At 36.5% G+C, this 21,219-nt stretch carries 23 protein-coding genes; 1 reads left to right on the top strand and 22 read right to left on the bottom strand.

Translation table 11 applies throughout. The features are described from left to right. Positions 1 to 60 precede the first annotated feature (60 nt). The 12 genes from NST98_RS01860 to aroC form a co-directional block, all read right to left on the bottom strand. The gene (locus NST98_RS01860) at positions 61 to 855 is read right to left on the bottom strand and encodes a menaquinol-cytochrome c reductase cytochrome b/c subunit (RefSeq protein WP_096550825.1); all 795 of its coding nucleotides are present in this window, start codon (positions 853 to 855) and stop codon (positions 61 to 63) included. A 39-nt stretch (positions 856 to 894) separates the two neighbouring features. Further along, a complete protein-coding gene (gene qcrB / locus NST98_RS01855; protein ID WP_016836972.1) occupies positions 895 to 1,569 on the bottom strand; it encodes a menaquinol-cytochrome c reductase cytochrome b subunit in 675 nt (224 codons plus the stop codon). 22 nt (positions 1,570 to 1,591) lie between these two features. Next, positions 1,592 to 2,089, bottom strand: coding sequence for a QcrA and Rieske domain-containing protein (locus NST98_RS01850; protein WP_016836971.1), 498 nt, complete (start codon positions 2,087 to 2,089; stop codon positions 1,592 to 1,594). A 151-nt stretch (positions 2,090 to 2,240) separates the two neighbouring features. Beyond that, entirely contained in the window at positions 2,241 to 2,690 is a 450-nt protein-coding gene (locus tag NST98_RS01845; RefSeq protein ID WP_016836970.1) for a YpiF family protein, read from the bottom strand. Positions 2,691 to 2,813: 123 nt separating this feature from the next. Further along, complete coding sequence (locus tag NST98_RS01840; RefSeq protein WP_016836969.1) at positions 2,814 to 3,371, bottom strand: ReoY family proteolytic degradation factor; 558 nt, start codon at positions 3,369 to 3,371, stop codon at positions 2,814 to 2,816. A 13-nt stretch (positions 3,372 to 3,384) separates the two neighbouring features. Next, the gene (locus tag NST98_RS01835) at positions 3,385 to 4,641 is read right to left on the bottom strand and encodes a tetratricopeptide repeat protein (protein WP_340714251.1); all 1,257 of its coding nucleotides are present in this window, start codon (positions 4,639 to 4,641) and stop codon (positions 3,385 to 3,387) included. A 102-nt stretch (positions 4,642 to 4,743) separates the two neighbouring features. Next, positions 4,744 to 6,054, bottom strand: a complete 1,311-nt coding sequence (gene aroA / locus NST98_RS01830; RefSeq protein WP_445684018.1) for a 3-phosphoshikimate 1-carboxyvinyltransferase — start codon at positions 6,052 to 6,054, stop codon at positions 4,744 to 4,746. 5 nt (positions 6,055 to 6,059) lie between these two features. Continuing rightward, positions 6,060 to 7,157, bottom strand: coding sequence for a prephenate dehydrogenase (locus NST98_RS01825; RefSeq protein ID WP_340714249.1), 1,098 nt, complete (start codon positions 7,155 to 7,157; stop codon positions 6,060 to 6,062). After that, positions 7,154 to 8,254, bottom strand: coding sequence for a histidinol-phosphate transaminase (hisC, locus tag NST98_RS01820; RefSeq protein ID WP_168411768.1), 1,101 nt, complete (start codon positions 8,252 to 8,254; stop codon positions 7,154 to 7,156). The genes NST98_RS01825 and hisC overlap by 4 nt, the downstream gene beginning before the upstream one ends. A gap of 15 nt (positions 8,255 to 8,269) precedes the next feature. Next, positions 8,270 to 8,641 carry a chorismate mutase gene (aroH, locus tag NST98_RS01815; protein WP_016836963.1) on the bottom strand — a complete coding sequence of 124 codons (372 nt, stop codon included), beginning with the start codon at positions 8,639 to 8,641 and terminating at the stop codon, positions 8,270 to 8,272. Continuing rightward, positions 8,638 to 9,729, bottom strand: a complete 1,092-nt coding sequence (aroB, locus tag NST98_RS01810) for a 3-dehydroquinate synthase (RefSeq protein ID WP_016836961.1) — start codon at positions 9,727 to 9,729, stop codon at positions 8,638 to 8,640. Before aroB ends, aroH begins: the two co-directional genes overlap by 4 nt. Before the next feature lie 2 nt (positions 9,730 to 9,731). After that, on the bottom strand, positions 9,732 to 10,913 hold the full coding sequence (aroC, locus tag NST98_RS01805; RefSeq protein WP_016836960.1) for a chorismate synthase: 1,182 nt from the start codon (positions 10,911 to 10,913) through the stop codon (positions 9,732 to 9,734). A 231-nt stretch (positions 10,914 to 11,144) separates the two neighbouring features. On the opposite strand from aroC, the gene NST98_RS01800 reads away from it, so the two are divergent. Continuing rightward, entirely contained in the window at positions 11,145 to 12,260 is a 1,116-nt protein-coding gene (locus tag NST98_RS01800; protein ID WP_096549683.1) for an IS4 family transposase, read from the top strand. Between the two features lie 235 nt (positions 12,261 to 12,495). On the opposite strand, the gene NST98_RS01795 is transcribed toward NST98_RS01800, so the two are convergent. From NST98_RS01795 to NST98_RS01750, 10 genes are all read right to left on the bottom strand, one after another. Then, the gene (locus NST98_RS01795; protein WP_016836959.1) at positions 12,496 to 13,266 is read right to left on the bottom strand and encodes a CheR family methyltransferase; all 771 of its coding nucleotides are present in this window, start codon (positions 13,264 to 13,266) and stop codon (positions 12,496 to 12,498) included. A 437-nt stretch (positions 13,267 to 13,703) separates the two neighbouring features. Next, on the bottom strand, positions 13,704 to 14,978 hold the full coding sequence (locus tag NST98_RS01790) for an ISL3 family transposase (RefSeq protein WP_340714248.1): 1,275 nt from the start codon (positions 14,976 to 14,978) through the stop codon (positions 13,704 to 13,706). 179 nt (positions 14,979 to 15,157) lie between these two features. After that, positions 15,158 to 15,574 carry a nucleoside-diphosphate kinase gene (gene ndk, locus NST98_RS01785; protein ID WP_016836958.1) on the bottom strand — a complete coding sequence of 139 codons (417 nt, stop codon included), beginning with the start codon at positions 15,572 to 15,574 and terminating at the stop codon, positions 15,158 to 15,160. Between the two features lie 175 nt (positions 15,575 to 15,749). After that, positions 15,750 to 17,105, bottom strand: coding sequence for a transposase (locus NST98_RS01780; RefSeq protein ID WP_340714247.1), 1,356 nt, complete (start codon positions 17,103 to 17,105; stop codon positions 15,750 to 15,752). Positions 17,106 to 17,243: 138 nt separating this feature from the next. Beyond that, positions 17,244 to 18,218, bottom strand: a complete 975-nt coding sequence (hepT, locus tag NST98_RS01775; RefSeq protein WP_016836957.1) for a heptaprenyl diphosphate synthase component II — start codon at positions 18,216 to 18,218, stop codon at positions 17,244 to 17,246. A gap of 14 nt (positions 18,219 to 18,232) precedes the next feature. After that, the gene (locus NST98_RS01770) at positions 18,233 to 18,937 is read right to left on the bottom strand and encodes a demethylmenaquinone methyltransferase (RefSeq protein ID WP_340715644.1); all 705 of its coding nucleotides are present in this window, start codon (positions 18,935 to 18,937) and stop codon (positions 18,233 to 18,235) included. 23 nt (positions 18,938 to 18,960) lie between these two features. After that, entirely contained in the window at positions 18,961 to 19,707 is a 747-nt protein-coding gene (locus NST98_RS01765; RefSeq protein WP_016836955.1) for a heptaprenyl diphosphate synthase component 1, read from the bottom strand. Between the two features lie 69 nt (positions 19,708 to 19,776). Continuing rightward, on the bottom strand, positions 19,777 to 19,998 hold the full coding sequence (mtrB, locus tag NST98_RS01760) for a trp RNA-binding attenuation protein MtrB (protein ID WP_016836954.1): 222 nt from the start codon (positions 19,996 to 19,998) through the stop codon (positions 19,777 to 19,779). Positions 19,999 to 20,054: 56 nt separating this feature from the next. Next, positions 20,055 to 20,624, bottom strand: coding sequence for a GTP cyclohydrolase I FolE (gene folE, locus NST98_RS01755; RefSeq protein ID WP_016836953.1), 570 nt, complete (start codon positions 20,622 to 20,624; stop codon positions 20,055 to 20,057). A 218-nt stretch (positions 20,625 to 20,842) separates the two neighbouring features. Further along, complete coding sequence (locus tag NST98_RS01750) at positions 20,843 to 21,115, bottom strand: HU family DNA-binding protein (protein WP_016836952.1); 273 nt, start codon at positions 21,113 to 21,115, stop codon at positions 20,843 to 20,845. Positions 21,116 to 21,219: the final 104 nt, after the last annotated feature.

Here is a 21,219-nt window from a genome sequence, read left to right as displayed (position 1 = left end):
ATATACATAAGCCATAAAGAAAAAAGGAGCTAGCATAATAACTAACTCCCTTCAAAAACATTATTCTTCTTTTAATGACGCAATAAATTCTGCTAATGTTTTTAATTCTTCATCCGTACCAGAGAATTGTCCTGGAGGCATTGCACCACGGCCATTTCGAATTACTTCTTCAACTTCTTCAGCTGTTAGTTCATTACCTAATAACATAGGGTTTGAACCAACACCTGTTAAATCACCGCCGTGACAAGCAACACAAGTTTGTTGAGATTGGAAGATTTGATAGCCTTCAGAATTCTCATCAATTTCAATATCTGGTACTAGTCCTAAATCTTTTGGTGTAATTTGACCTTGAGCTTTTGAAGCTTCCCAGTCATGGTTTACAACAGACTCCCATGTTAAATAGAACATTGAAGCTACTACCAATAACATAATTGCAGTTGGAATTGGTCGTTTTGATGGACGACGCTCAGGACCTTTATCTAACCAAGGCATTAATAATAATGCTGCAACAGCAAGTCCTGGCATAACAATTGCACCGATAACGTTATAGTCACCAGAAGCAAATGAATATTTTAATAATTGATATAAGAATAAGAAATACCAGTCTGGTAATGGAATATAACCTGTATCAGTTGGATCAGCTGGACGCTCTAATGGTGATGGGTGAGCGACTGTTAAAATCAAATAACCGATAAGGAAAACAGAACCAACCATCCATTCTTTTAATAAGAAGTCTGGCCAGAAGGCTTCTGTTTTACCTGGATATTCGGAATAATCTTTCGGCTTATTCGGCATTCGGTTTGAGGCCTTAACGCGAGAGTCGCCGACGAATTTCATTCCTTTTCCGCGATGCATGTTGTCCCCTCCTTTTGAATAACAACTCTATAACTTAAATCATAGTGGTCCTGAAATACCTTGACGACGAATCATAATAAAGTGAACTGCAAGCAACGCAAATAAAGCTGCTGGCAAGAAGAATACGTGAATAGCGAAGAAACGAGTTAATGTTTGAGCACCGATGATTGTAGCATCACCAGCAAGTAAGATTTTGATTAGTTCACCAATAAATGGTACAGAACCCGCAATTTCAAGACCTACTTTTGTAGCAAACAACGCTTTCATGTCCCAAGGTAGTAGGTATCCTGTGAATCCAAGACCTAACATAACACAGAAGATTAATACCCCTACAATCCAGTTTAATTCACGAGGTTTCTTATAAGAACCTGTGAAGAATACACGAAGCGTATGTAAGAACATCATTACGATAACTAATGAAGCTCCCCAGTGGTGCATACCGCGCACAATCTCACCAAATGCTACTTCGTTTTGCAAGTAGTATACTGATTTCCATGCATTCTCTACGTCTGGTACATAATACATTGTTAAGAACATACCAGATAAAATTTGAATAACCGTAATGAAGAATGTAAGTCCTCCGAAACAGTAGACGAATGCAGAGAAGTGATGTGCAGGGTTTACGTGCTCTGGCACTTCATGGTCGGCAATATCACGCCAAATTGGGGTGATATCTAAACGTTCATCGACCCAATCATATAATTTATTTAGCACTTGTGTTGTACCCCCTAACTAATTAAACTAATGTGTTTGGTATTTTCTTCCCAAGCATTAAATAACCATCTTTTTCAGATACTTCATACTCATCTAACGGACCTGTTGGTGGTGTACCTGGAATGTTTTTACCATTCTTTTCATAACGTCCACCATGACAAGCACAGAAGTATTCATTTGGGCGGTCACCTTCCCAGTTAACCGTACAACCTAAGTGTTTACAAACAGGTGAAAGAGCTACGATTCGATCTCCTTCTTTGTAAACCCAAGCCATTTCCGAAACTTCAGACTTATACCAAGCGTCTACTTGTTCATAAGTAAAGTCAACTCGTACGGGAACATCAGTTAAGTCAGCAATTTTTTGGCTAGTTAGTATAAAATCGCCTTCAGCTTTAACTTGTAAAGCTGGATCAATTGCAAAGCGTAACATTGGCATTAGCATACCTGCCGCCATAAATCCACCAACACCAGTTAAAGTGTAGTTAAGAAATTGACGTCTTGAAACCTTTTTGTTAACCATCCTTTTCCCCCCTCTAACTTAAGGTCAGTCCAACAGACATAATAATAATAGTATAAACTAGGACATATCTATGATATATCAATAAAATAGGCAGGTCAATATTGCAATATCTCGTATTTATTTAGAATGTGAACAATTATTGAAATAATTTCTACTGTTGAGTCCACTTAGATGTCAGAACTGGGATTACTTGTTTTAATTGTTCTTCTAAAATTCGTTTCTTCACATCTTTGTCCATCGATTCAATTGGTATTGCAGGCAACCAAATAACATCCACTTCTTTTTGAAGGTTTGTCCAATAATGATCGCAAGTGATAAAGATGACGTGTTTAAATCCTCCTTCTTGTATATTTTTTTTCAAGATTGGGACAACCTGCTCGCTTCTTGTGCTTTCTGTATAAGAAAATGGAGGAATTAACATTAAGCGGCCTTTAAATTGCTGTTCAATAAAGGATGTAAGCGACATTAAAAACTCTACATCCGAGCTGCTTTTTACCATCTTGTCCTCAGCAAAATCTAAATAAACTAGTGGAACGATTGCAGTATCAATAAATTCTTTGTTCTGTTGATATTGTTGTACATCTTTTACTTGAAAATACATTTTTATTTCCTCCAAATAATCATTTTTTCATCAATCATAAATCATTATACCCCACTCTATTAGAAAAAGATGATGAAAATAAAAAATCCAGTCGAAAAGAGCGTCTCTTTCGACTGAATTTCGCTAGTGATGTTTCGAAGTTTCTTTTAATGCTTGTAATAGATTCGAAAGTTCTAAAAACTTTTCTTTATCTCCTTGGTCAAGCGCTTCATCTATTTCTTTTAATAATTTCTCTTCTTGGAACGTTAGCATGCTCGTATTCAGTATTTCTTCTGCAATTAACCGGTCTTTTTCATTAATATGCAAGTATTTTGGCATATACGGATTTTCTTCCAATACTGCCAAATACAATTGGTTAGGTGGCACATTCGGAAAGTTTAGCTGAATGTACATATCTTCATTTGGATAAAGTCTTAAATCATGAAAGGATTTTTCAGCATCACTTGTCATAATGTTGCCTTTGTAAAATCTGAACGGCACACCATTTGAATCAACACTCGACATTACAATCGCTCTCGGACAATAATGAGCTTCTTCTACAAAATGAATATTTTCAAGCAACTGATCATTACTAAGCAAATAATTTAATATCCATACACATTCTCGTCGCTTCAATTGGAAATTTTTTAAAAACCAGCGCACAAAATTCTTTTTGTCTACAATTGGTACGGAAGAAGTCATGAGTGTCCCTCCCCTATTCTAGACTCTCAAGCAAATCTAACCACTGTACTTCTGCAGGTTGTAACTCAATTAATCGTTGTACTACTTCTTTCGCTTCATCTCGTTTACCATCTTCAATAAGGAAATAACAATAGTTTTCTAGAAAAAATGTATCATCCTTTAATTCATTATATGCTGCTTTATAAATTTCGTATGCTCGTGTGTACTCTTCATTTTTTGCATAAGCATCCGCAATGAAAGGATATAGCGAAATCCACTCAAACTGTTCCTTTTGTAAATTTTCATACAGCTCAATGATTTCATCATAGCGTTCCATTTGATGGTAAATAGACATTAGTACAAGGATTGCTTCCATATATTCAGGGTCTAGAGCAATAGCTTTTTGCAAATGCTCAATGGATTCTTCGGGAAGGTTATTTTTTAATGCAATTTTACCTGCAAATAAATAGAAGGATTTTTCATATTCATCTCGTTTAATTCCTTCTTTTATTATACTATATGCTTTTTTATTATCCTCTAACATGGCATAACTTTGGGCAAGTAATAGATAACTGCTAAAGTAATCTGGATCTAGTTCTTTTAAATCTTCTAATTGCCTGATAGCCGTTTCATATTTTTCGCATTGGAAAGCGCTATAAGCACTGCCGTATAACAAATCAGCAGTTACTTTCTCTTCCAATGCTTCCATGTAATAATCAAGGGCCGTTTCATATCCCCCGCCTGCACGGTATACTTCAGCAAGCCTTTCTGCCAGTAATACACCCGCAATGGTTTTTTCTTGTTTATGCAAGTCTTCGTAAATTCGTGCAGCTTCTGTAAAACGTCCAATTTCAAATAATAACTCCGCTTTTGCAAAATGAATTAGCGGTTCAGCGGGAAGTATTTCCAACGCTTCGTTGATCCGTTGTTCCGCCACTTCATACAACCCTTGCATTTGATAGTAATCAGCAAGAATTAGCAAGCATTGGGGATACTCTGGTGCGCTCTCTTCAATGCTAGTTAAAATATTGAGCGCTTCTTCTTCCTCACCAAGCTCAATTAACACGGAAGCGTAGTCGATTGCAATTTGTGCTTCATCAGGAAAGATGAAACGTAAATGTTCCAGCACTCGTTTTGCATGCTGTATATACCCATATTGCAAAAACAAATCGCTAATTTCATATTGAACTTCTGGTGTTTCGTTAAGAAAAAATGTCTCTAGTAGGGCATCAATGCGTTCTATTTCTCCTTCTTCAATTGCTTCGATTAAGTCCTTTGTGATGTTATTCAATTTGCTCACCTTTACTTTCTTTATCTATTAATATGCTACAAAACTAATTTTCAATAGACAAGAAAAAAGGTTCATCACTAATAGATGAACCTTTTTTATCAATTATTTTAATAGTAAATCAAGATGGTCAAAAAATGTTGGATAGGAAACGGCAATACAATCTGCATCATCAATTTCAATTGGCGAGTCGGTAATTAATGAGGCAATTGCTGCCATCATCCCGATTCGATGGTCGCCGTATGTGCTTAATTTCGCTCCTTTTAAACTTGTTGGACCATTGATAATCATGCCATCATCCGTGGCTGTAATATCTGCGCCAAGTTTCTTCAACTCTGTTACGACTGCAGTGATGCGATCTGTTTCCTTCACTTTTAATTCTTCTGCATCGCGAATAATTGTCGTTCCTTCCGCTTGAGTAGCTAGTAGCGCAATTATTGGAATTTCATCGATAAGACGCGGAATAATATCCCCTTCTATCGTTGTCCTTTTTAAATTGGACGTCCTAATCGTAATCGTTGCTGTTGGTTCTGCTGCATCGGATAACTCTTGATCAACCGTTACATTTGCTCCCATTTGCTGCATGACTTCAATAATGCCAGCCCTTGTAGGATTAATGCCGACATTTTTCAGAACGATTTCACTATTTGGAACAATCGCACCAGCTACTAAGAAAAAGGCCGCAGATGAAATGTCGCCCGGCACATCTACATGCGTTCCATGAAGTCGTTGACCGCCTTCTAAGGATATAACGCCATCCTTTACGTCAATCTTTGCACCAAATTGTTGTAGCATGCGTTCTGTATGATCCCGAGAAATCTCTTTTTCCCTTACAATCGTAGTACCTTCTGCTCTAAGTCCAGCTAACAATATCGCAGACTTCACTTGAGCGCTGGCAACAGACATCGTATAATCAATAGCTTTTAATGCTGTTCCTTGAATGGCAATTGGCGTATATTGTCCATTTTCACGTCCATTGATTTTTGCCCCCATTTGTTTCAATGGATTCGTGACGCGACCCATAGGACGCTTTCCAATAGAGGCATCACCAGTCATCACACTATGAAAGTTTGTCCCTGCAAGGATGCCCAACATTAATCTTGTTGTCGTACCTGAGTTGCCTGTATATAATACTTCTTTCGGTTCTTGCCAACCGTCCATTCCTGGACTATTAATTTCAACATTTGTACCATCCACTTGAATATCAACACCGAGTTTTCGGAAACAATCAATCGTGCTTAGACAATCTTCACCGGGAAGAAAACCTGTAACAGTTGTTTTTCCTTCCGCAATAGCTCCAAACATTACCGCACGATGTGAAATTGATTTATCACCCGGTACGGTTATAATACCTTCTAACCGTGGTTTATTATAAACTAATACTCTTGAAGTCAATTTTATTACCCCTTTCCACATACGAGTTAAGAAACGTGCATTTCAAAGTTCGTATGTGAACGAATGCATTTCATTGCTTTTTCTCGATCTTTTTCATTTTGGAAACTAATCACCAAAATACCAAATATGTCTTCTCTCGTTTCGACTACTCGGATATTTGTAATACTGATATTTTCGTCTGCTAGGTAGCCAGTAATTTCGGAAATTACACCAGGGTAGTCTGGAATATCTACGTATAAATCGTATGTAGTATAGAATGCCCCTGTTGAAATTGGCAATGCATCACGAACATCTTTCGCTTTTCTAAAATACTCTTCAACAGATTCATCATCATTTTCCAGTAATATTTTCTTTACTCGTTGCATTTCATCAATCCAAGCATCCATTTGCCCGATGAGCTCTTCTCGATTTTGCAATGTAATGTCTCTCCAAATCATCGGGTTCGATGATGCAATTCGAGTAATATCGCGAAAACCACCTGCGGCAAGCATACTTGTCATTGGAAATCTTTTATTTTCCTCATTTAACTGGTGAACAAGGGAAGCAGCTACGATGTGAGGAAAGTGGCTGACTACCGCGGTCATATGATCATGTTCTTCCGCATTGATTTTCACTAATTTTGCTAACGTATATTTTAACAACTGTTCTAGAGCGATAAGATTATTTCCATCTTCATCGTCAAAAGGAGTTAAAATATAGTACGCATTTTCAAAAAGGTAGGGTTTTGCAGCCGTGATGCCGCTTTTATGGGAACCAGCCATTGGATGTCCGCCAATAAATGTAATTCCTTTTTCTCTTAGCTCTTCAGCTTTCTTCATAATTAACCCTTTTGTACTTCCTGTGTCGGTAATAATAACATGTTGCTTTAACGACCAGTGCTTCAATTCATCCATCCATTGTAGCGTTGCGTTTACCGGTGTTCCAAAAATGATAAAGTCCGCTATTTTAGCCGCTTCCTCTACATCCTCCACCACTTCATGTACAATATTTAAAGTTTCTGCAAGATTTCTCGTTTTTCCAGAAAGATCATAGCCAACTACTTTTGTTTTGGGAGCTTTTTGTAGAGCTAATGCCAAAGAGCCCCCAATTAAGCCTAATCCTATGATTAACACATTACGGGTCATGCCAATACTCCTTGCTCCTTTAATACCTCTTCAAGAAGTGATAAAAACTTTCGGTTTTGTTCTTCTGTACCGATAGAAACTCGAATGAATCCAGGTGTACCTAAGGCATTCCCACTTCGAATAATAAATCCGCGTTTCATCATTTCTTGGAAGATCACATCACTGTCTGCTTTTACTTCAAATAAAATAAAGTTTGTTTGTGATGGGTAATATTTAAGTCCATGTTTGTTACAAAATTCAACATATTGCTGTTTACCTTTTTCCGTTTGTTCCACTGTTTCTTGAATAAATGGTTGATCTTCCAATGCAACAATCGCTACTTTTTGACTTAATACCGTGTTGTTGAAAGGTGCACGCACTGGGTCTAATGTGGCAATTAATTTCGATTGACCGATTGCATATCCGATTCGGAAGGCAGCTAATCCGTATGCCTTAGAGAATGTACGCATGATTAATACATTCGGATATTCCTCTACGTAATGCAACGTATCTTTATAAGCAGGATCTGTTATATATTCAAAATAAGCTTCATCTAATACGATTAGTACATCACTTGGTACTTTCTCTATAAAGGAGCTTAATTCCTCATCCGATACAATAGTTCCTGTTGGGTTATTTGGATTACATACCCATACAATTGACGTGTTTTCATCAATTGCTTCTAACATTTTTTCTAAATCATGCTTACCATCTTTCAATGGCACTTTTCGAACTTCTGCTCCTTCAACTTCTGCATTATGACTGTATTGAGAGAAAGATGGATCTGCCATGACTGTATTAACACCGGGATAAAGAAGTGCCCGCGTAATGATTGCGATTATATCATCTGAACCGTTTCCAAATAGCAATTGTGATTCATCTACACCAAGATGTTGACTCACTGCTGTACGAAGTTCTTGCGCATAACCATCCGGATAAATGGCAAAATTCATTCCATTATTTACAATAAAATCTTTCACTTTAGGAGAGCAGCCAAAAGGATTTTCATTTGAAGCAAGCTTAACAACTTCCTTTAAACCAAATTCTTTTTGTACTTCCTCAATGGGTTTACCTGGTTGGTAAGCTTTCATACCGTAAATTTGTTTTTTAAATTTCATGATTGACGCTCCTTTTTATCGATTTTCATTGACTAAATCTGGTCTTAGTTTCACCGCATCATTTAAATAAACGTGGCGTATTTCTTTTTGAGGTACCGATGTATTCACATGCATTAACACTCGAATACATAAAGGCAAAGATCCAGGAACATCCATTTCGTGGGTACACATCGTTGGTACATATTTCCACCCATCAATTGAACGCACGGCCTTTGCTGGGAATGCGGCGTTAATATCCGGTGTTGTCGTGACAATCACCGAAGCAATATCTTCTGGAACGATATTGTTAACTCTCGCCATTTCTAACACTAATCTTTCCGTCTCACTATAAATCGCATCGGGCGTATTCGATTCTATCGTTATCGCTCCACGTATGCCGCGAATCATTTACATACCTCCTCTAGCAGATAGCGAAGCTCTCTATCTACTTCTCTACATTCCGATTCCCCAATTTCTCTTACGAATGGTTGGCCGATTTCCTGTAATAAAACAAATTTTAATTTGCCATATTCAATCTTTTTATCTTTCATTAAATATTCATATAATTCTACAAAAGAGAATCTCTTTACTTCTTCGAATGGATAGTCGTTTCGATATGCAAACTTTAGAAAATCAATCGTAAATTCTCTAGAAATTTGACCGTATCGTTCGCTCAAGAGAAGTGCATACACCATCCCAATCATGACCGCTTCTCCATGGGCAAGGCCGCCATAACCAGCTGCTGCTTCAATAGCATGACCATATGTATGCCCCAAATTTAAATATTTTCGGACAGATTGTTCAGTTTCATCTTGCCCTACGATTTTCGCCTTTACTTCGATGCCTGATTTCAAGTGGTTTGCTAAAGCTGTTTTGTCAATTTTCGTAATTGATGGAGTTTGCATCAATTGTTTTAACCATTTTTCATCTGAAATCAGCGCGTGTTTAATTACTTCAGCCATTCCTGAACGAATCTCTTTTGTTGGTAAACTATCTAAAAAGTTGATATCATAAATGACCGCTTCCGGTTGATAAAATGCTCCAACTAAGTTTTTGCCTAGCGGGTGGTTAATTGCCGTTTTTCCTCCAACGGCTGAATCGTGAGCTAAAATGGTCGTTGGAATTTGAATGTATGGGATTCCACGCATGAATGTTGCTGCTACAAACCCAGTCAAATCACCAACTGCTCCTCCACCAAAGGCAAATAAAAAGGATTTGCGCGAGCAATGTTTTTCAATTAAAAAAGTGTGGGCATCTTCGAAATTTTGAAAACTTTTACAAGCTTCCCCACCTGGCATCACAAACACTTCGAAAGGATAAGGGAAGTTTTCTTTAAAATATTGTTGTTGTGCTTGCCAAACATTCTCATCGGTAAAAACGACGAGTTTATCTGCTTTTTCAATTTTCTCTTTTAATGAATCGCAAGCGGTACGTAATATACCGCTTCCGATGAACACTTCGTAGGAATGGCTTTGGGTATTTACTGGGATTCGCATCATTAAAACTCCTTCGCCAATTTACGTGCTTCTTCAATTTGTGCTTTTAATTGTGGTAATTGATCGCTATGGAACTGTTCGACAATCGCCTTGGCAATTTCCCAAGCGATGACGCATTCAGCTACAACAGATGCAGCTGGTACTGCACAAGCATCGGAACGCTCCACACTTGCTTTAAATGGTTCTTTCGTTTCGATATCAACACTTTCAAGAGGTTTGTAAAGTGTAGGAATTGGTTTCATTACACCGCGAACAATGATTGGCATTCCTGTAGACATGCCACCTTCAAGGCCACCTAAACGATTTGTACGACGATGATAGCCTTGTTTATCATCCCAAACAATTTCATCATGAACTTCAGAGCCTCTACGACGAGCCATTTCAAAGCCGATACCAAACTCAACCCCTTTAAATGCATTGATGGATAACATCGCTTGCGCCAATTTACCATCTAATTTACGGTCATAATGAACGTAAGATCCTACTCCCGGCGGCATACCTTCCACAATGACTTCGACAACACCACCGATGGAATCTCCTGCTTTTTTCGCCTCATCAATTGCTTCTACCATTTTCGCAGAAGCTTCTGGGTCCACTGAATAGCAAGGATCATTTTCAACAATTTGGCGAATTTCATCTGCTGATTTGCCTGCAACTTTTGATGTATCTGCTTTAATGCCGTAAATTTCAGTAACATGTCCTACGATGGAAATACCTAATTCTTTTAAAAGAGCTTTTGCAACGGAACCAACAGCCACTCGCACAGTCGTTTCTCTAGCGCTCGAACGCTCTAACACATTTCGCAAGTCACGATGACCATATTTAATTCCGCCGACTAAATCAGCATGTCCAGGTCGAGGTCGGGAAATTTGACGCTTAATTTCTGAAGGATCTACATCTTCTGGGAGAGGTTCAATTCCCATAATTTTTGTCCAATGTTTCCAGTCATCATTTTTTACCACTAATGCAACAGGTGAACCTAATGTTTTTCCGTGACGAACTCCTCCAACTATTTCAACAGTATCTTTTTCAATTTGCATACGGCGTCCGCGACCGTGACCACCTTGTCGTCGTTTTAAATCGTAATTAATTTGTTCTGCAGTTATCGGTAAAAGGGACGGCAACCCTTCAATAATTGTCGTTAATTGTGGACCGTGGGATTCCCCAGCAGTTAAATATCTCATCAAACACTTTCTCCCTTCAACTCGTTAAAGTATGTATTTTTTAATATAACATAAAGCTAGTAAAAAAACATTGTGAATAAATAATTTTAATCACTAGCATTGCACTAATTAAATCTGATGATTCAAAATACTAAGAATGTTCAATTTTTTATTGATTTCGAAACAAAAAAATCCTTTACAATGGAAGTACAGGTGGTTCCTGTCCAAATCCAATCGTAAAGGATAAACGTTATGGACAAGAATACACTAATTTCATCATTTGGTAAATGGGTTTCACCCATAAATATTCAAAAACTTAGCGAACAAGTCAAAGAATTGAAACAGGACTATTACACAAAAAAGCTGACAACAGAAGCCTATATTAAACTTTTATTGGTAGCCCAGCTGCTCGAATTTAAGAGCTTAGAGGAAATGAGTGATGCACTTGTAGACGAAGATCTTCAAAAAGCACTCGGATTTGAATCGATAAGTGCCTCTCAGCTATCCCGAAAAAACAATCAGATCAACCCACTAATTCTTGCAAATTTGTTCTTGGATCTTGTTTGGAAAATTCAACGGTACCATTATAAAACCGGAAAGAATATGCCACTGAAAATCATTGATTCAAGTACACTCCCGTTGAATTTGACCAATTATAAATGGGCAAAATTCCGTAAAACAAAAGCTGGTGTAAAGCTACACTTACGGCTCGTTTTCATGGATAAAGACACCGTCTATCCTGAAAAAGCAGTGATTACGACAGCAAAAGAACATGACCGAAATCAACTCGAAGTCCTAGTGGATGATAAAGAAGCCATGTATGTGTTTGACCGCGGTTATGTGGACTATGAACGTTTTGATCGGATGACAGATGATGGCTATTTCTTCGTTTCAAGACTGAAGAAAAACGCAGTCATTCGTGAAGTCTATACATTTTCACTTCCTGATGATTGTCACGTTCTATCCGATAAAATGGTCTACATTGGTACCACACAAAATCGTACTGAAAATGTCTTTCGTCTACTAGAAGTTATGGACACAAAAGGGAACTTACTTCGTTTCATCACCAACCGATTTGATTTAAAACCAGAAGAGATAAGTGATATTTACCGATCTCGCTGGGCTATTGAACTCTTTTTCAAATGGCTCAAGCAACACGTAGAAATTAAGCACTTTTATGGAATGAGTGAAACAGCTATTCAAAATCAAATTTTCTTAGCCCTTATCACGTATTGCTTACATGTTCTCATTCAATTGGAGATGAAAAGTAAGAAATCTCTACTTCGAATTACTCGTTGGTTAAAGAGAGCTCTGTGGAAACCAGCTTATGTTTGGTTGCGAAAATTTGATGGGCGAGCCAGTCCATAATCTCCCTTTTGTCGTTGTCGCTCTGGTTTAACTGTATATATTTACCAAATGGGCAGTGCCACCTTTCTTTAGGTTTTGTCTTTTTGGCACAAATTCACAAAAATTAATTAACAGAAAATTCTAACTATATTTATGCAATGCTAATGAATTTTAATTTTTAATATAATATAGAATTTAACGAAAATATAATACGCTTTTCGCACAAGTCGAAAAGCGCCCAATCCTTTTTTCAATCTCATATTTTTCGGTAAAAAAACGTATCTTCCACTTCAAAACCATAACGAGCAGGATTGAATATTTGCTCAGTAGATCCTACAAACAAAATGCCACCTGGTCGTAAAGAATTGCTAAATTCTTTATAAATATGATCCTTTGCCTCTTCAGTGAAATAAATCATAACATTGCGACAAACGATTAAATCAAAGTTTTTCTCATATGGGTCACTTAATAAATTGTGCTTTTTAAATGTTACAGTATTTTTAATTTCATCTTTTACACGATAAAACTGCCCTTCTTCAATAAAATATTTTGCTTTTATAGCCGGAGGAACTTCTGCTAAGGAACGATCAGGATAAATGCCTAGCTTTGCTTTTTGAAGACAGTTTTCATCTATATCAGTAGCTAATACTTTTATGTAAGATAATGGTACATGGTTAGAGAGCACCATGGAAATTGTGTACGGTTCCTCGCCTGTTGAACAGGCAGCACTCCAAATTTTCAAACGGTTATTTTTTTCAAGCAGTTTTGGAAAAATTTTATGTTGAAGTACTTCCCACCGTTTCCCATTACGATAAAATTCTGAAACATTAATCGTCATTCGATCTAGGAATTCATTCAATAAATCTCGATCTTTTTCAACCCCGTGCAAAAAATCAACAAAATCTTTAAAGCCTTTTTTTTCATAAAGGGATGTTAAACGGCGTTTCATTTGTGCTTCTTTATATAGCGATAAATCAATACCTGTTAATTTTTTTATACCATTAATAAACAGTTCGTAGTCTGTCATAGTTATCGATCCCCTCTAATGACGTACACTTATTATATACAAAATTTTTCTTTTCTGAAATATGTAAAAGTTCAAAAAGTAAATTTCTAAAGCAGTATTAAATTTGTTCGTAGTTAGTATTTTTTCTACTTTCGAATTTCACTACAGGCGAATGCTTTCCGCATGTTCGTCCTTAAAGGTTATTCCTTGCCTTTGCATTGTATCGATACTCGTGTTATTCCCTTTGCTTGTGTAAAAAAGAAGTCACAGTCTTATGCTTATTATATTCATATTATCAAAATTTACGGTTTCTGCAAAAATTTTCTATTGGCTAACCTTTTGCAATATCATATTAATAAAAAACTATGGTTCTTTGTCAAATGGTGTTGGTGAATAAATTTTAGTGACATTATTTGGTAATATGTAATCGGATGGCTTAGGGGAAATTCGAGGTTCCCCTAAGCTGTTTTTATTTTCGCTAAGTTTTGGGTAATGAATATTCGGTTTCTAAAGTGATAGAAGGATCGATAACCGAAAGAAATGCGTTTAATCACTTTGATTTTGTTATGAATCCCCTCTAAAATGCCGTTATTATAATCGTACTTTAGCGTATTCTCGACATAATTGATGTATTTGTTGATTGTCTTGATGGCGGTTTTCATATAGCTGGAAACGATATTTTGTTTATTCTCTAATGTTTTCTTTAGGAGCTCAAAGTCTTTGGTTTTGATGTAATGTCGAACGTATTGGTATAACTCATAGGACGCTTTTAATTCAGAATCTAAATCAATGAGATAGTGGAGAATCTCCACCTCACACATATGCTTTTTAAAGCAACGATGATATGTATAGTTCTTATAATCAAGTTTTGTTTGATCTTTCAGAAGGAGCTTCCAGTATTTTTTCAATTTATTGTAATTCTTTTTATCCCGATTCATGACGTTGATGCGCGTTTTGTTTAAAGCTCTGCTAAATAGTTGGAGGATATGGAATTTGTCGAGTACGATTTCCGCTTTAGGGAAAACTTCTTGGATTAAGGAAATATAAGGGCTATACATATCGATGACAATCGTTTTTACCGCATCTCTCGCCTTCTTGGAATACCGTAAGAAATACTCTTTGAGGACAGATAATCTCCGGTCCTCCACGATATCCACAATCTCCCCCGTTTCAGAGTCGCAGAAAATAAAGGACATCGCTCCAGCTGCGGATTTCACTGATTTAAACTCATCAAAACACAAATGCTTTGGAAGGTAGTGAACATTTGGTTGATAGTAGCTATAAAAGCTGTCAATGACACGACTGACAGTGGCATGAGAAACATGATGTTTCATCGCAATATCTTTTTCGGATATTTTATCTTTGGCGTTTAAAGCAATCGATACTTTGGTATTGTTGGAAATACAACAGTTTTTAGCCACGACGCTCGTTTTTAAAGTAAACGTGGAATGACAATGTTTACAGAAATAACGCTGTTTACGCAATTTTAAGTAGGTATGAAAACCTGAAATGCTAGGCATTTTAATGAGAGACGTTTTAAAACCGTGTTTAATGATTTGATCATCGAAGACATGTCCACAAGCATAACACGCTTTTGGTTGGTAAGTTAATTGGCCATAAAAGACTTTTGATTGGACCCCTTTAATGAGTTCTTCTGCACAAAAATTTTCATCAAATGTGATATTTTTGTCTTTAATATTTAATAAATTACGTATAGAATAATGATGAGACATGTGACATCACTCCTTGTAAATGTGGTTTTGGTCGATTACATTTTACCAGAGTTTTGTCACTGTCTCATTTTTTTTGTTCAAAAAAATTGGTGCTGGTTTATACTCACCAACACCAAATATTATAGAGCCAAAACTATCCCAACAGCACAATTGCTGTGGGATAGCAAATTTACAGTGTATTAAACGATTTCATTGTTGAACCATAAATTGATTTCACGTTCAGCAGATGCTGGTGAATCGGAACCATGGATAACGTTTTCAGAAATTGTTACCGCATAATCGCCGCGAATTGTACCTGGTTGTGCTTCTTCAGGTTTTGTAGCGCCCATCATCACACGAGCTAACTTAATAATATTTTCTCCTTCCCAAACCATTGCAAATACTGGTCCAGAAGTGATGAAATCTACCAATTCACCAAAGAATGGTTTATCCTTATGCTCTTCATAGTGTTTTTCAGCTAATTCACGTGGAACATTCATTAACTTTGCTCCGCGCATTACAAATCCACGACGCTCAAAACGGTCAATAATGTCTCCTACTACTTGGCGTTTTACACCATCAGGTTTTACCATAAGAAATGTTCTTTCAATTGCCATAAGTTAAACAACTCCTTAAATCTCAATTAAGCTTTATTACCTACCGCTAAATGTTACCAAAATCAAGCTCAAGCTTCAACTATCAATATTAGAAATAGATGAATCAATTTCATAAATCATAGTATTTCTGAAGAATAGAGTACCCCTATACTAAAAACTTTGTTTTTTTTTAAAATTATGCAACTTGGTTTTGTTGCTGTAATAAAGCATTGATTCGATCAACTGCTAGTTTGCAGGTATTATAAATTAACGTCACCAGATTGAAATGCATTTTTGCTTTCTTTCCTGTACGATGACGGACATTGTTTAATTGAAAGTATTCCTTTAAATAAGCGTTAACGCGTTCGACTGCTGTACGTTCTTGATAAAGCTGTTTCCATCGTTCTGTCCCACGTGCTGGATAGGTAAATTTACGGATATCTATATCACATTTGATTTTGAAAACTTTTTGGCAAAGGGTGTCTTCTCGTAATGGGCAAGTTGCACATTCCTTTGGACGTGTGAATTTTAATGTATTGTACTTAGCGTCAAAGCTGTCATATTGGTAACTATGTTCACGCACACAGGTTGGACGAAAATGTTCATCGAATCCTATATATTCTCCTTCTCGGCGAACGTTGTAAGGAATCACGACTCGCATGGACTGTGATACGGCTTGACGGTAAATAGGTTCAACATCATAACCAGCATCAAATATAGCTATTGTAAATTGACCGTTTCCTAAGTGATGAAGTTTTTTCAATAATGGAATCGCAGCTTTACAATCACTTAAATTACCTGAGGACATCAAACGAGTGATGATATATTGACTTTTCGTCGAAACAGCTAAATGTGCTTTATAACCAAACCAGAATGTATTTTTTCCTTTACTATTCTTTTTCACACCCCATTTTGGCTCAATCGGTACATCCTTCCAAAGGGTTTCTAATGGGATATCCAGCTGTTCTTTCAGTTCTTTTTCATAGGTTGATTGATTTCCTTTTTTCTCTACTTGTTCGGCTAACCAAACAGCTCGTTCAGCTTTAGTTTTACGACCACGTTTTTTAGGAGTTTTAGGTGCTTTCTTTTCTGATGGTGTGAAAGCATCACGAGCTTCAAAGTGACTCGCATCGATGGCGACATGTTCATCATTTAGAAAGCCTTCCAACATCGCTGTTTTGATGAGTGTATCGTTCATTTTATCTAGCACATCTGATTCACTAATGACTTGAATCATGCGTGAATAAGAGCTTTCAGATGGTACGACATCAGACACAAGGAATCCACAGTCGAAACGAAATAAAGGATCATGGACCAAACGTTTGACTAAATCCTTCATTGTTGGAATTCGTTCGACAATACGAATAATCAGCGATTGAATCATTGCACCATAATTCAATTCACGTGGTGCACCTTTCAATGTCTTTTTAGAAAACAATTGAAATATAGGCTGAATGTCGATAGCACTAAAAATGGCTTCATAACGATGGGAACTTTCCATTTCTAATAATTGATGGATGTCAAAAAGAGAAATTTGTTTTACAATAGTCATAGGGTACTCACCTCTTTCGTATGGTTTGTTTGGTTACCTACCATTATAACGAAATTTGGGGAGGTACCCATTTTTTATTGTCTTGAATCCCTTGAAAATCAAGGGGTGAGAATTATGAAATTAACTCAGATATATTTTTTAAAACTTACGTTTACCGATAAACAATGCAATATCTCTTAGTTTTTTCTTTGTTGGATGTTCTGGTAATTGCTCTACTTCTTTCATTGCTTTCGCTAAATATTGATCGCTTACTTTCAAGGCTTCTTGAATTGAATCAGAATTGCGTACAATTTGAAGCATTTCTAACCGTTCCTCTTCTGTCACAATTCCTTTTGAAGCCCGCTCAATAAATTGGATAATTTTTGGATGATCTTTCATGAGCAATATAGGCAAAGTAATGTTTCCCTGCAATAAATCACTGCCTGCAGGTTTTCCAAGTTGTTTATCCGTTGATACGAAATCCAACACGTCATCCACGATTTGATAACTCATACCCACATAATAACCGAATCTCTTTAACCGCATTGTAACAGCAGGATCAACATTTGCTACTACTGCTCCCACTTCACAACTGGATTCAATAAGAAGTGCCGTTTTTCTTTTTATTCGACGGAAATAATCTTTTAAGTTTTGATTTAGTCGAAACTTATCTTCAATTTGAATGACTTCACCATTACAAATTTCAACCATCGTTCTTGCTAAAATTTGATGCGCCTTCGGATCTTTAATTTGGGATACATATTGAATTGCTCTACCGAAAATAAAATTACCAGTATGCATTGCAACTCGATTGTTCCATTGAGAACGAACGGTAGGACGCCCTCTTCTCATATCGGAATGATCGATTACATCATCGTGGACAAGGGAACCCATATGAATTAATTCGAGAGGTACAGCAGCATATTTCATTCTGTCGATATTATAATGACCAAATTTTGCACTCATTAAAACAAAAAGTGGGCGAATTCTTTTTCCGCCCGCACGTAAAAGGTGGAGAGAGGCATCATTTAATACATGCGACGTTGAATAAAGTGCTTTTTCTAATTCATTTTCGATGATTTCTATATCCGGTTTTAAATCGGAATAGATCATTTTTAACTTCATCTTTTCCACTCGCGAACCTCTCCCTAAACTTCTTTCTTAAATCCCATATGCATTGCTGCTGCACCACCACTATAACTTTTGTATGTGACGTTTACAAAGCCAGCTTCTTCAAACATTTTTGCAAGCTTTTTCATCCCTGGGAAAGTGCTTGCGGATTCTTGTAACCATGAATACTCTTCATAACTTTTCGCAAAAATTTTCCCGAAAAGCGGCATAATATATCGGAAATAAAAACGAAACAATTGTTTATATCCAGGCATTTCTGGTTTAGATGTATCTAAACAAACAGCCATCCCACCAGGTTTTAATACACGATGCATTTCCCTTAATACTTGCATATAATCCGGTACATTTCGTAAACCAAAACCGATTGTGACATAGTCAAAAGTGTTATCTTCAAAAGGTAGTTCCATTGCATTCCCATGTATTAACTCCACATGAGGATACGGCTTTACTTTCTCAGCTCCAACTTTTAGCATATTTTTGCTAAAATCAAGCCCTTTAACAACTCCATTTTCACCTGTTGCCTTTGCTAATGCAACTGTCCAATCAGCTGTGCCACAACAAACATCTAAACATGTAGATCCCGGTTTTACATTCATGCGTTTCATAATATCTTCACGCCATTTGACATGAAGCTTAAAACTAATCACCGAATTCATTTTGTCGTAGTTTTCGTAAATTTTCTCAAACACTTCATGGACGCGTTCTTCTTTGGATTTTTCCATCTTTTTCATAACCTTTCTTCACTCTATCTAATCAACCGTTCTGCAATATATTGTTTAAGTTCAGCTTTGATAGAAGAGATACGTAACAATTCTTGCAATTGTTGAATAAGAACATCCAATTTTTTCAGAAGGTATTGTTCAAAATTCAAATGATCAACGGGTACAAAGCTTTCTATCATTTTTTGTAAAAGGAGCGAACTATTACCTTCTCTATAGTTTAATAGTTCATTTTGTAATCGTAGAATCAATAAATTGATTTGCATTATATTTAAATATTGATCGTAATTGTAAAGTTGATAAAATCTGCTAATACATTCTGTTTCAATAACCGTTATACTATCTAACCAATCATCGATGGCGTATTGTCTCGGTTCATATACTCGAATTTCATGTTCAGATCTTAATACAACACTTTCAGAAAGTTGACGTATCAAAGAAATATTACCTGAATTTGCTAATATTTCATAATAACGACCACTGTAATAATCGCCGGACAGAACTGTTAGCTGCTGCTCTTTCGATGTTGCATCATACTCGTTGATGAGACCATGTTCCGCTAAAGATGCTTGTACAATTCCGACAGTAATGATTCCTTCATATTTTTCATCATCCCAATGGTCTCCATTAAAAAATGGCAACAGCATGTAAAATAATTGATTTTCATCCACCAATGGATTTCCAGTATATTTCAGAAGTGTTTTATGTTGCACATAACGATAAATATCCTTTTTTAATTGTTCAATATGGTTTTTTATATATGTTGCATCCATAGGTATTACTCCATTCCAATGTAAGCACAATCTACTGCACTTATTACAGTCGTCATCATAATGAGCGGTTTATTTTTTTGATTGGCTTTCAATGATTCCATGCGATGTATAGATTTTCGCTTTTCCACGAATTTTCATGGCCGACGTATGTTCAGTAAATTGAGCTATCATCACTTCTCCGGCATCTAATTTTTCTGAATGATGAAATTTCGTATCTTCACCACGAGTTAACCCAATTACATGTACGCCATCTTCTTCTGCTTCAATTACGACATAATCAGATTGGTTCATACTTCTCCCTCACATTTACATATTCTTTGTTATCATATCACAATCTATTTTGTTAATTAAGACATTTGAATAAATGAAATCACTTCTTGTCGTTTTATGTCATCTTCTTCATAAATTCCTCTTGCACATGAAGTCACTGTTTTTGTCCCAGGTTTTTTTAATCCTCTCATCGTCATACACATATGTTCAGCTTCAATCAATACAAAAACGCCTTGCGGTTCTAATTTTTCCATTAAAATATCTGCAATGGTTGTTGTAATTCGTTCTTGTAATTGAGGCCTGTGACTTACGGATTCCACTAATCGACCGATTTTGCTTAAACCAGCAACTCGGCCATCTTGAGGTATGTATGCAACATGAGCTTTTCCGTAAAAAGGAACTAAGTGATGTTCACACATCGAATAAAAAGGAATATCCTTCACAAGAACTAGCTCATCATGGTTTTCATGGAAGACCGTTTCAAAATAACTTCGCGGATCTTCATTAAGCCCTTTAAACATTTCTTCATACATTTTTGAAACGCGTTTTGGTGTATCGATGAGTCCTTCACGATTAACGTCTTCACCTACGGCCTCTAAAATCATTTTTACAGCTTCTTCTATTTTTTTTAAATCAACATTTGACATATATGTTCCTCCTAAATCGACAAAGCACAACACTGTCAAAATGAATCGTAGCACATACAGACGTGAATCGCAAAAGGCTTTCACTCAAATTGTACTCTATATGTGTTGCTTTTTTGCTCCAATGGTAGAATTGATTTATCTTTTATTAATATTATAATATGTAAAAAGAGCAGTCATCATATTCATGACGACTGCTCTATGTAATTTTAAAGAAGCTATTATTTTACAGCTTCTTTAAGTGCTTTTCCTGGTTTAAATGCTGGCACTTTGCTTGCAGCAATTTCAATTTCTTCCCCAGTTTGAGGGTTACGACCTTTACGTGCAGCACGTTCACGAACTTCGAAGTTTCCAAAACCGATTAATTGCACTTTGTCACCCTTTGCAAGAGTGTTTTGAATTGTATCAAATACTGCATCTACTGCTTTAGAAGCATCTTTCTTAGAAAGACCTGCAGCTTCAGCAACAGAGTTTACTAATTCTGTTTTGTTCACACTGTTCACCTCCTCTCAAAGGGTTAAAAAAGCTAAATCATGTAAAAAGAGTAACATATAGAAATAAGCGGTGCAACTGTATTTATTCATGTTTGTCCAAGAAA

The organism is Ureibacillus sp. FSL W8-0352, from assembly GCF_038004345.1.
GTDB classification, from domain to species: Bacteria; Bacillota; Bacilli; order Bacillales_A; family Planococcaceae; genus Ureibacillus; species Ureibacillus thermosphaericus.
The sequence above is the reverse complement of the archived record's forward strand: the minus strand, read 5'-3'. Positions and strand labels throughout refer to the sequence as shown.

What these genes read in the sequence shown, in the direction of transcription:
- aroA (WP_445684018.1), bottom strand. Translation starts at nt 6,054, where the DNA reads ATGTGGAAAGGGGTAATAAAATTGACTTCAAGAGTATTAGTTTATAAT.
- NST98_RS01795 (WP_016836959.1), bottom strand. Translation starts at nt 13,266, where the DNA reads ATGACAGACTACGAACTGTTTATTAATGGTATAAAAAAATTAACAGGT.
- NST98_RS01860 (WP_096550825.1), bottom strand. Translation starts at nt 855, where the DNA reads ATGCATCGCGGAAAAGGAATGAAATTCGTCGGCGACTCTCGCGTTAAG.
- NST98_RS01845 (WP_016836970.1), bottom strand. Translation starts at nt 2,690, where the DNA reads ATGTATTTTCAAGTAAAAGATGTACAACAATATCAACAGAACAAAGAA.
- folE (WP_016836953.1), bottom strand. Translation starts at nt 20,624, where the DNA reads ATGTCAAATGTTGATTTAAAAAAAATAGAAGAAGCTGTAAAAATGATT.
- NST98_RS01850 (WP_016836971.1), bottom strand. Translation starts at nt 2,089, where the DNA reads ATGGTTAACAAAAAGGTTTCAAGACGTCAATTTCTTAACTACACTTTA.
- NST98_RS01825 (WP_340714249.1), bottom strand. Translation starts at nt 7,157, where the DNA reads ATGACCCGTAATGTGTTAATCATAGGATTAGGCTTAATTGGGGGCTCT.
- hisC (WP_168411768.1), bottom strand. Translation starts at nt 8,254, where the DNA reads ATGAAATTTAAAAAACAAATTTACGGTATGAAAGCTTACCAACCAGGT.
- NST98_RS01765 (WP_016836955.1), bottom strand. Translation starts at nt 19,707, where the DNA reads ATGGATGCAACATATATAAAAAACCATATTGAACAATTAAAAAAGGAT.
- NST98_RS01800 (WP_096549683.1), top strand. Translation starts at nt 11,145, where the DNA reads ATGGACAAGAATACACTAATTTCATCATTTGGTAAATGGGTTTCACCC.
- NST98_RS01840 (WP_016836969.1), bottom strand. Translation starts at nt 3,371, where the DNA reads ATGACTTCTTCCGTACCAATTGTAGACAAAAAGAATTTTGTGCGCTGG.
- aroB (WP_016836961.1), bottom strand. Translation starts at nt 9,729, where the DNA reads ATGCGAATCCCAGTAAATACCCAAAGCCATTCCTACGAAGTGTTCATC.
- ndk (WP_016836958.1), bottom strand. Translation starts at nt 15,574, where the DNA reads ATGGCAATTGAAAGAACATTTCTTATGGTAAAACCTGATGGTGTAAAA.
- NST98_RS01780 (WP_340714247.1), bottom strand. Translation starts at nt 17,105, where the DNA reads ATGACTATTGTAAAACAAATTTCTCTTTTTGACATCCATCAATTATTA.
- NST98_RS01770 (WP_340715644.1), bottom strand. Translation starts at nt 18,937, where the DNA reads ATGGAAAAATCCAAAGAAGAACGCGTCCATGAAGTGTTTGAGAAAATT.
- NST98_RS01790 (WP_340714248.1), bottom strand. Translation starts at nt 14,978, where the DNA reads ATGTCTCATCATTATTCTATACGTAATTTATTAAATATTAAAGACAAA.
- mtrB (WP_016836954.1), bottom strand. Translation starts at nt 19,998, where the DNA reads ATGAACCAATCTGATTATGTCGTAATTGAAGCAGAAGAAGATGGCGTA.
- aroH (WP_016836963.1), bottom strand. Translation starts at nt 8,641, where the DNA reads ATGATTCGCGGCATACGTGGAGCGATAACGATAGAATCGAATACGCCC.
- aroC (WP_016836960.1), bottom strand. Translation starts at nt 10,913, where the DNA reads ATGAGATATTTAACTGCTGGGGAATCCCACGGTCCACAATTAACGACA.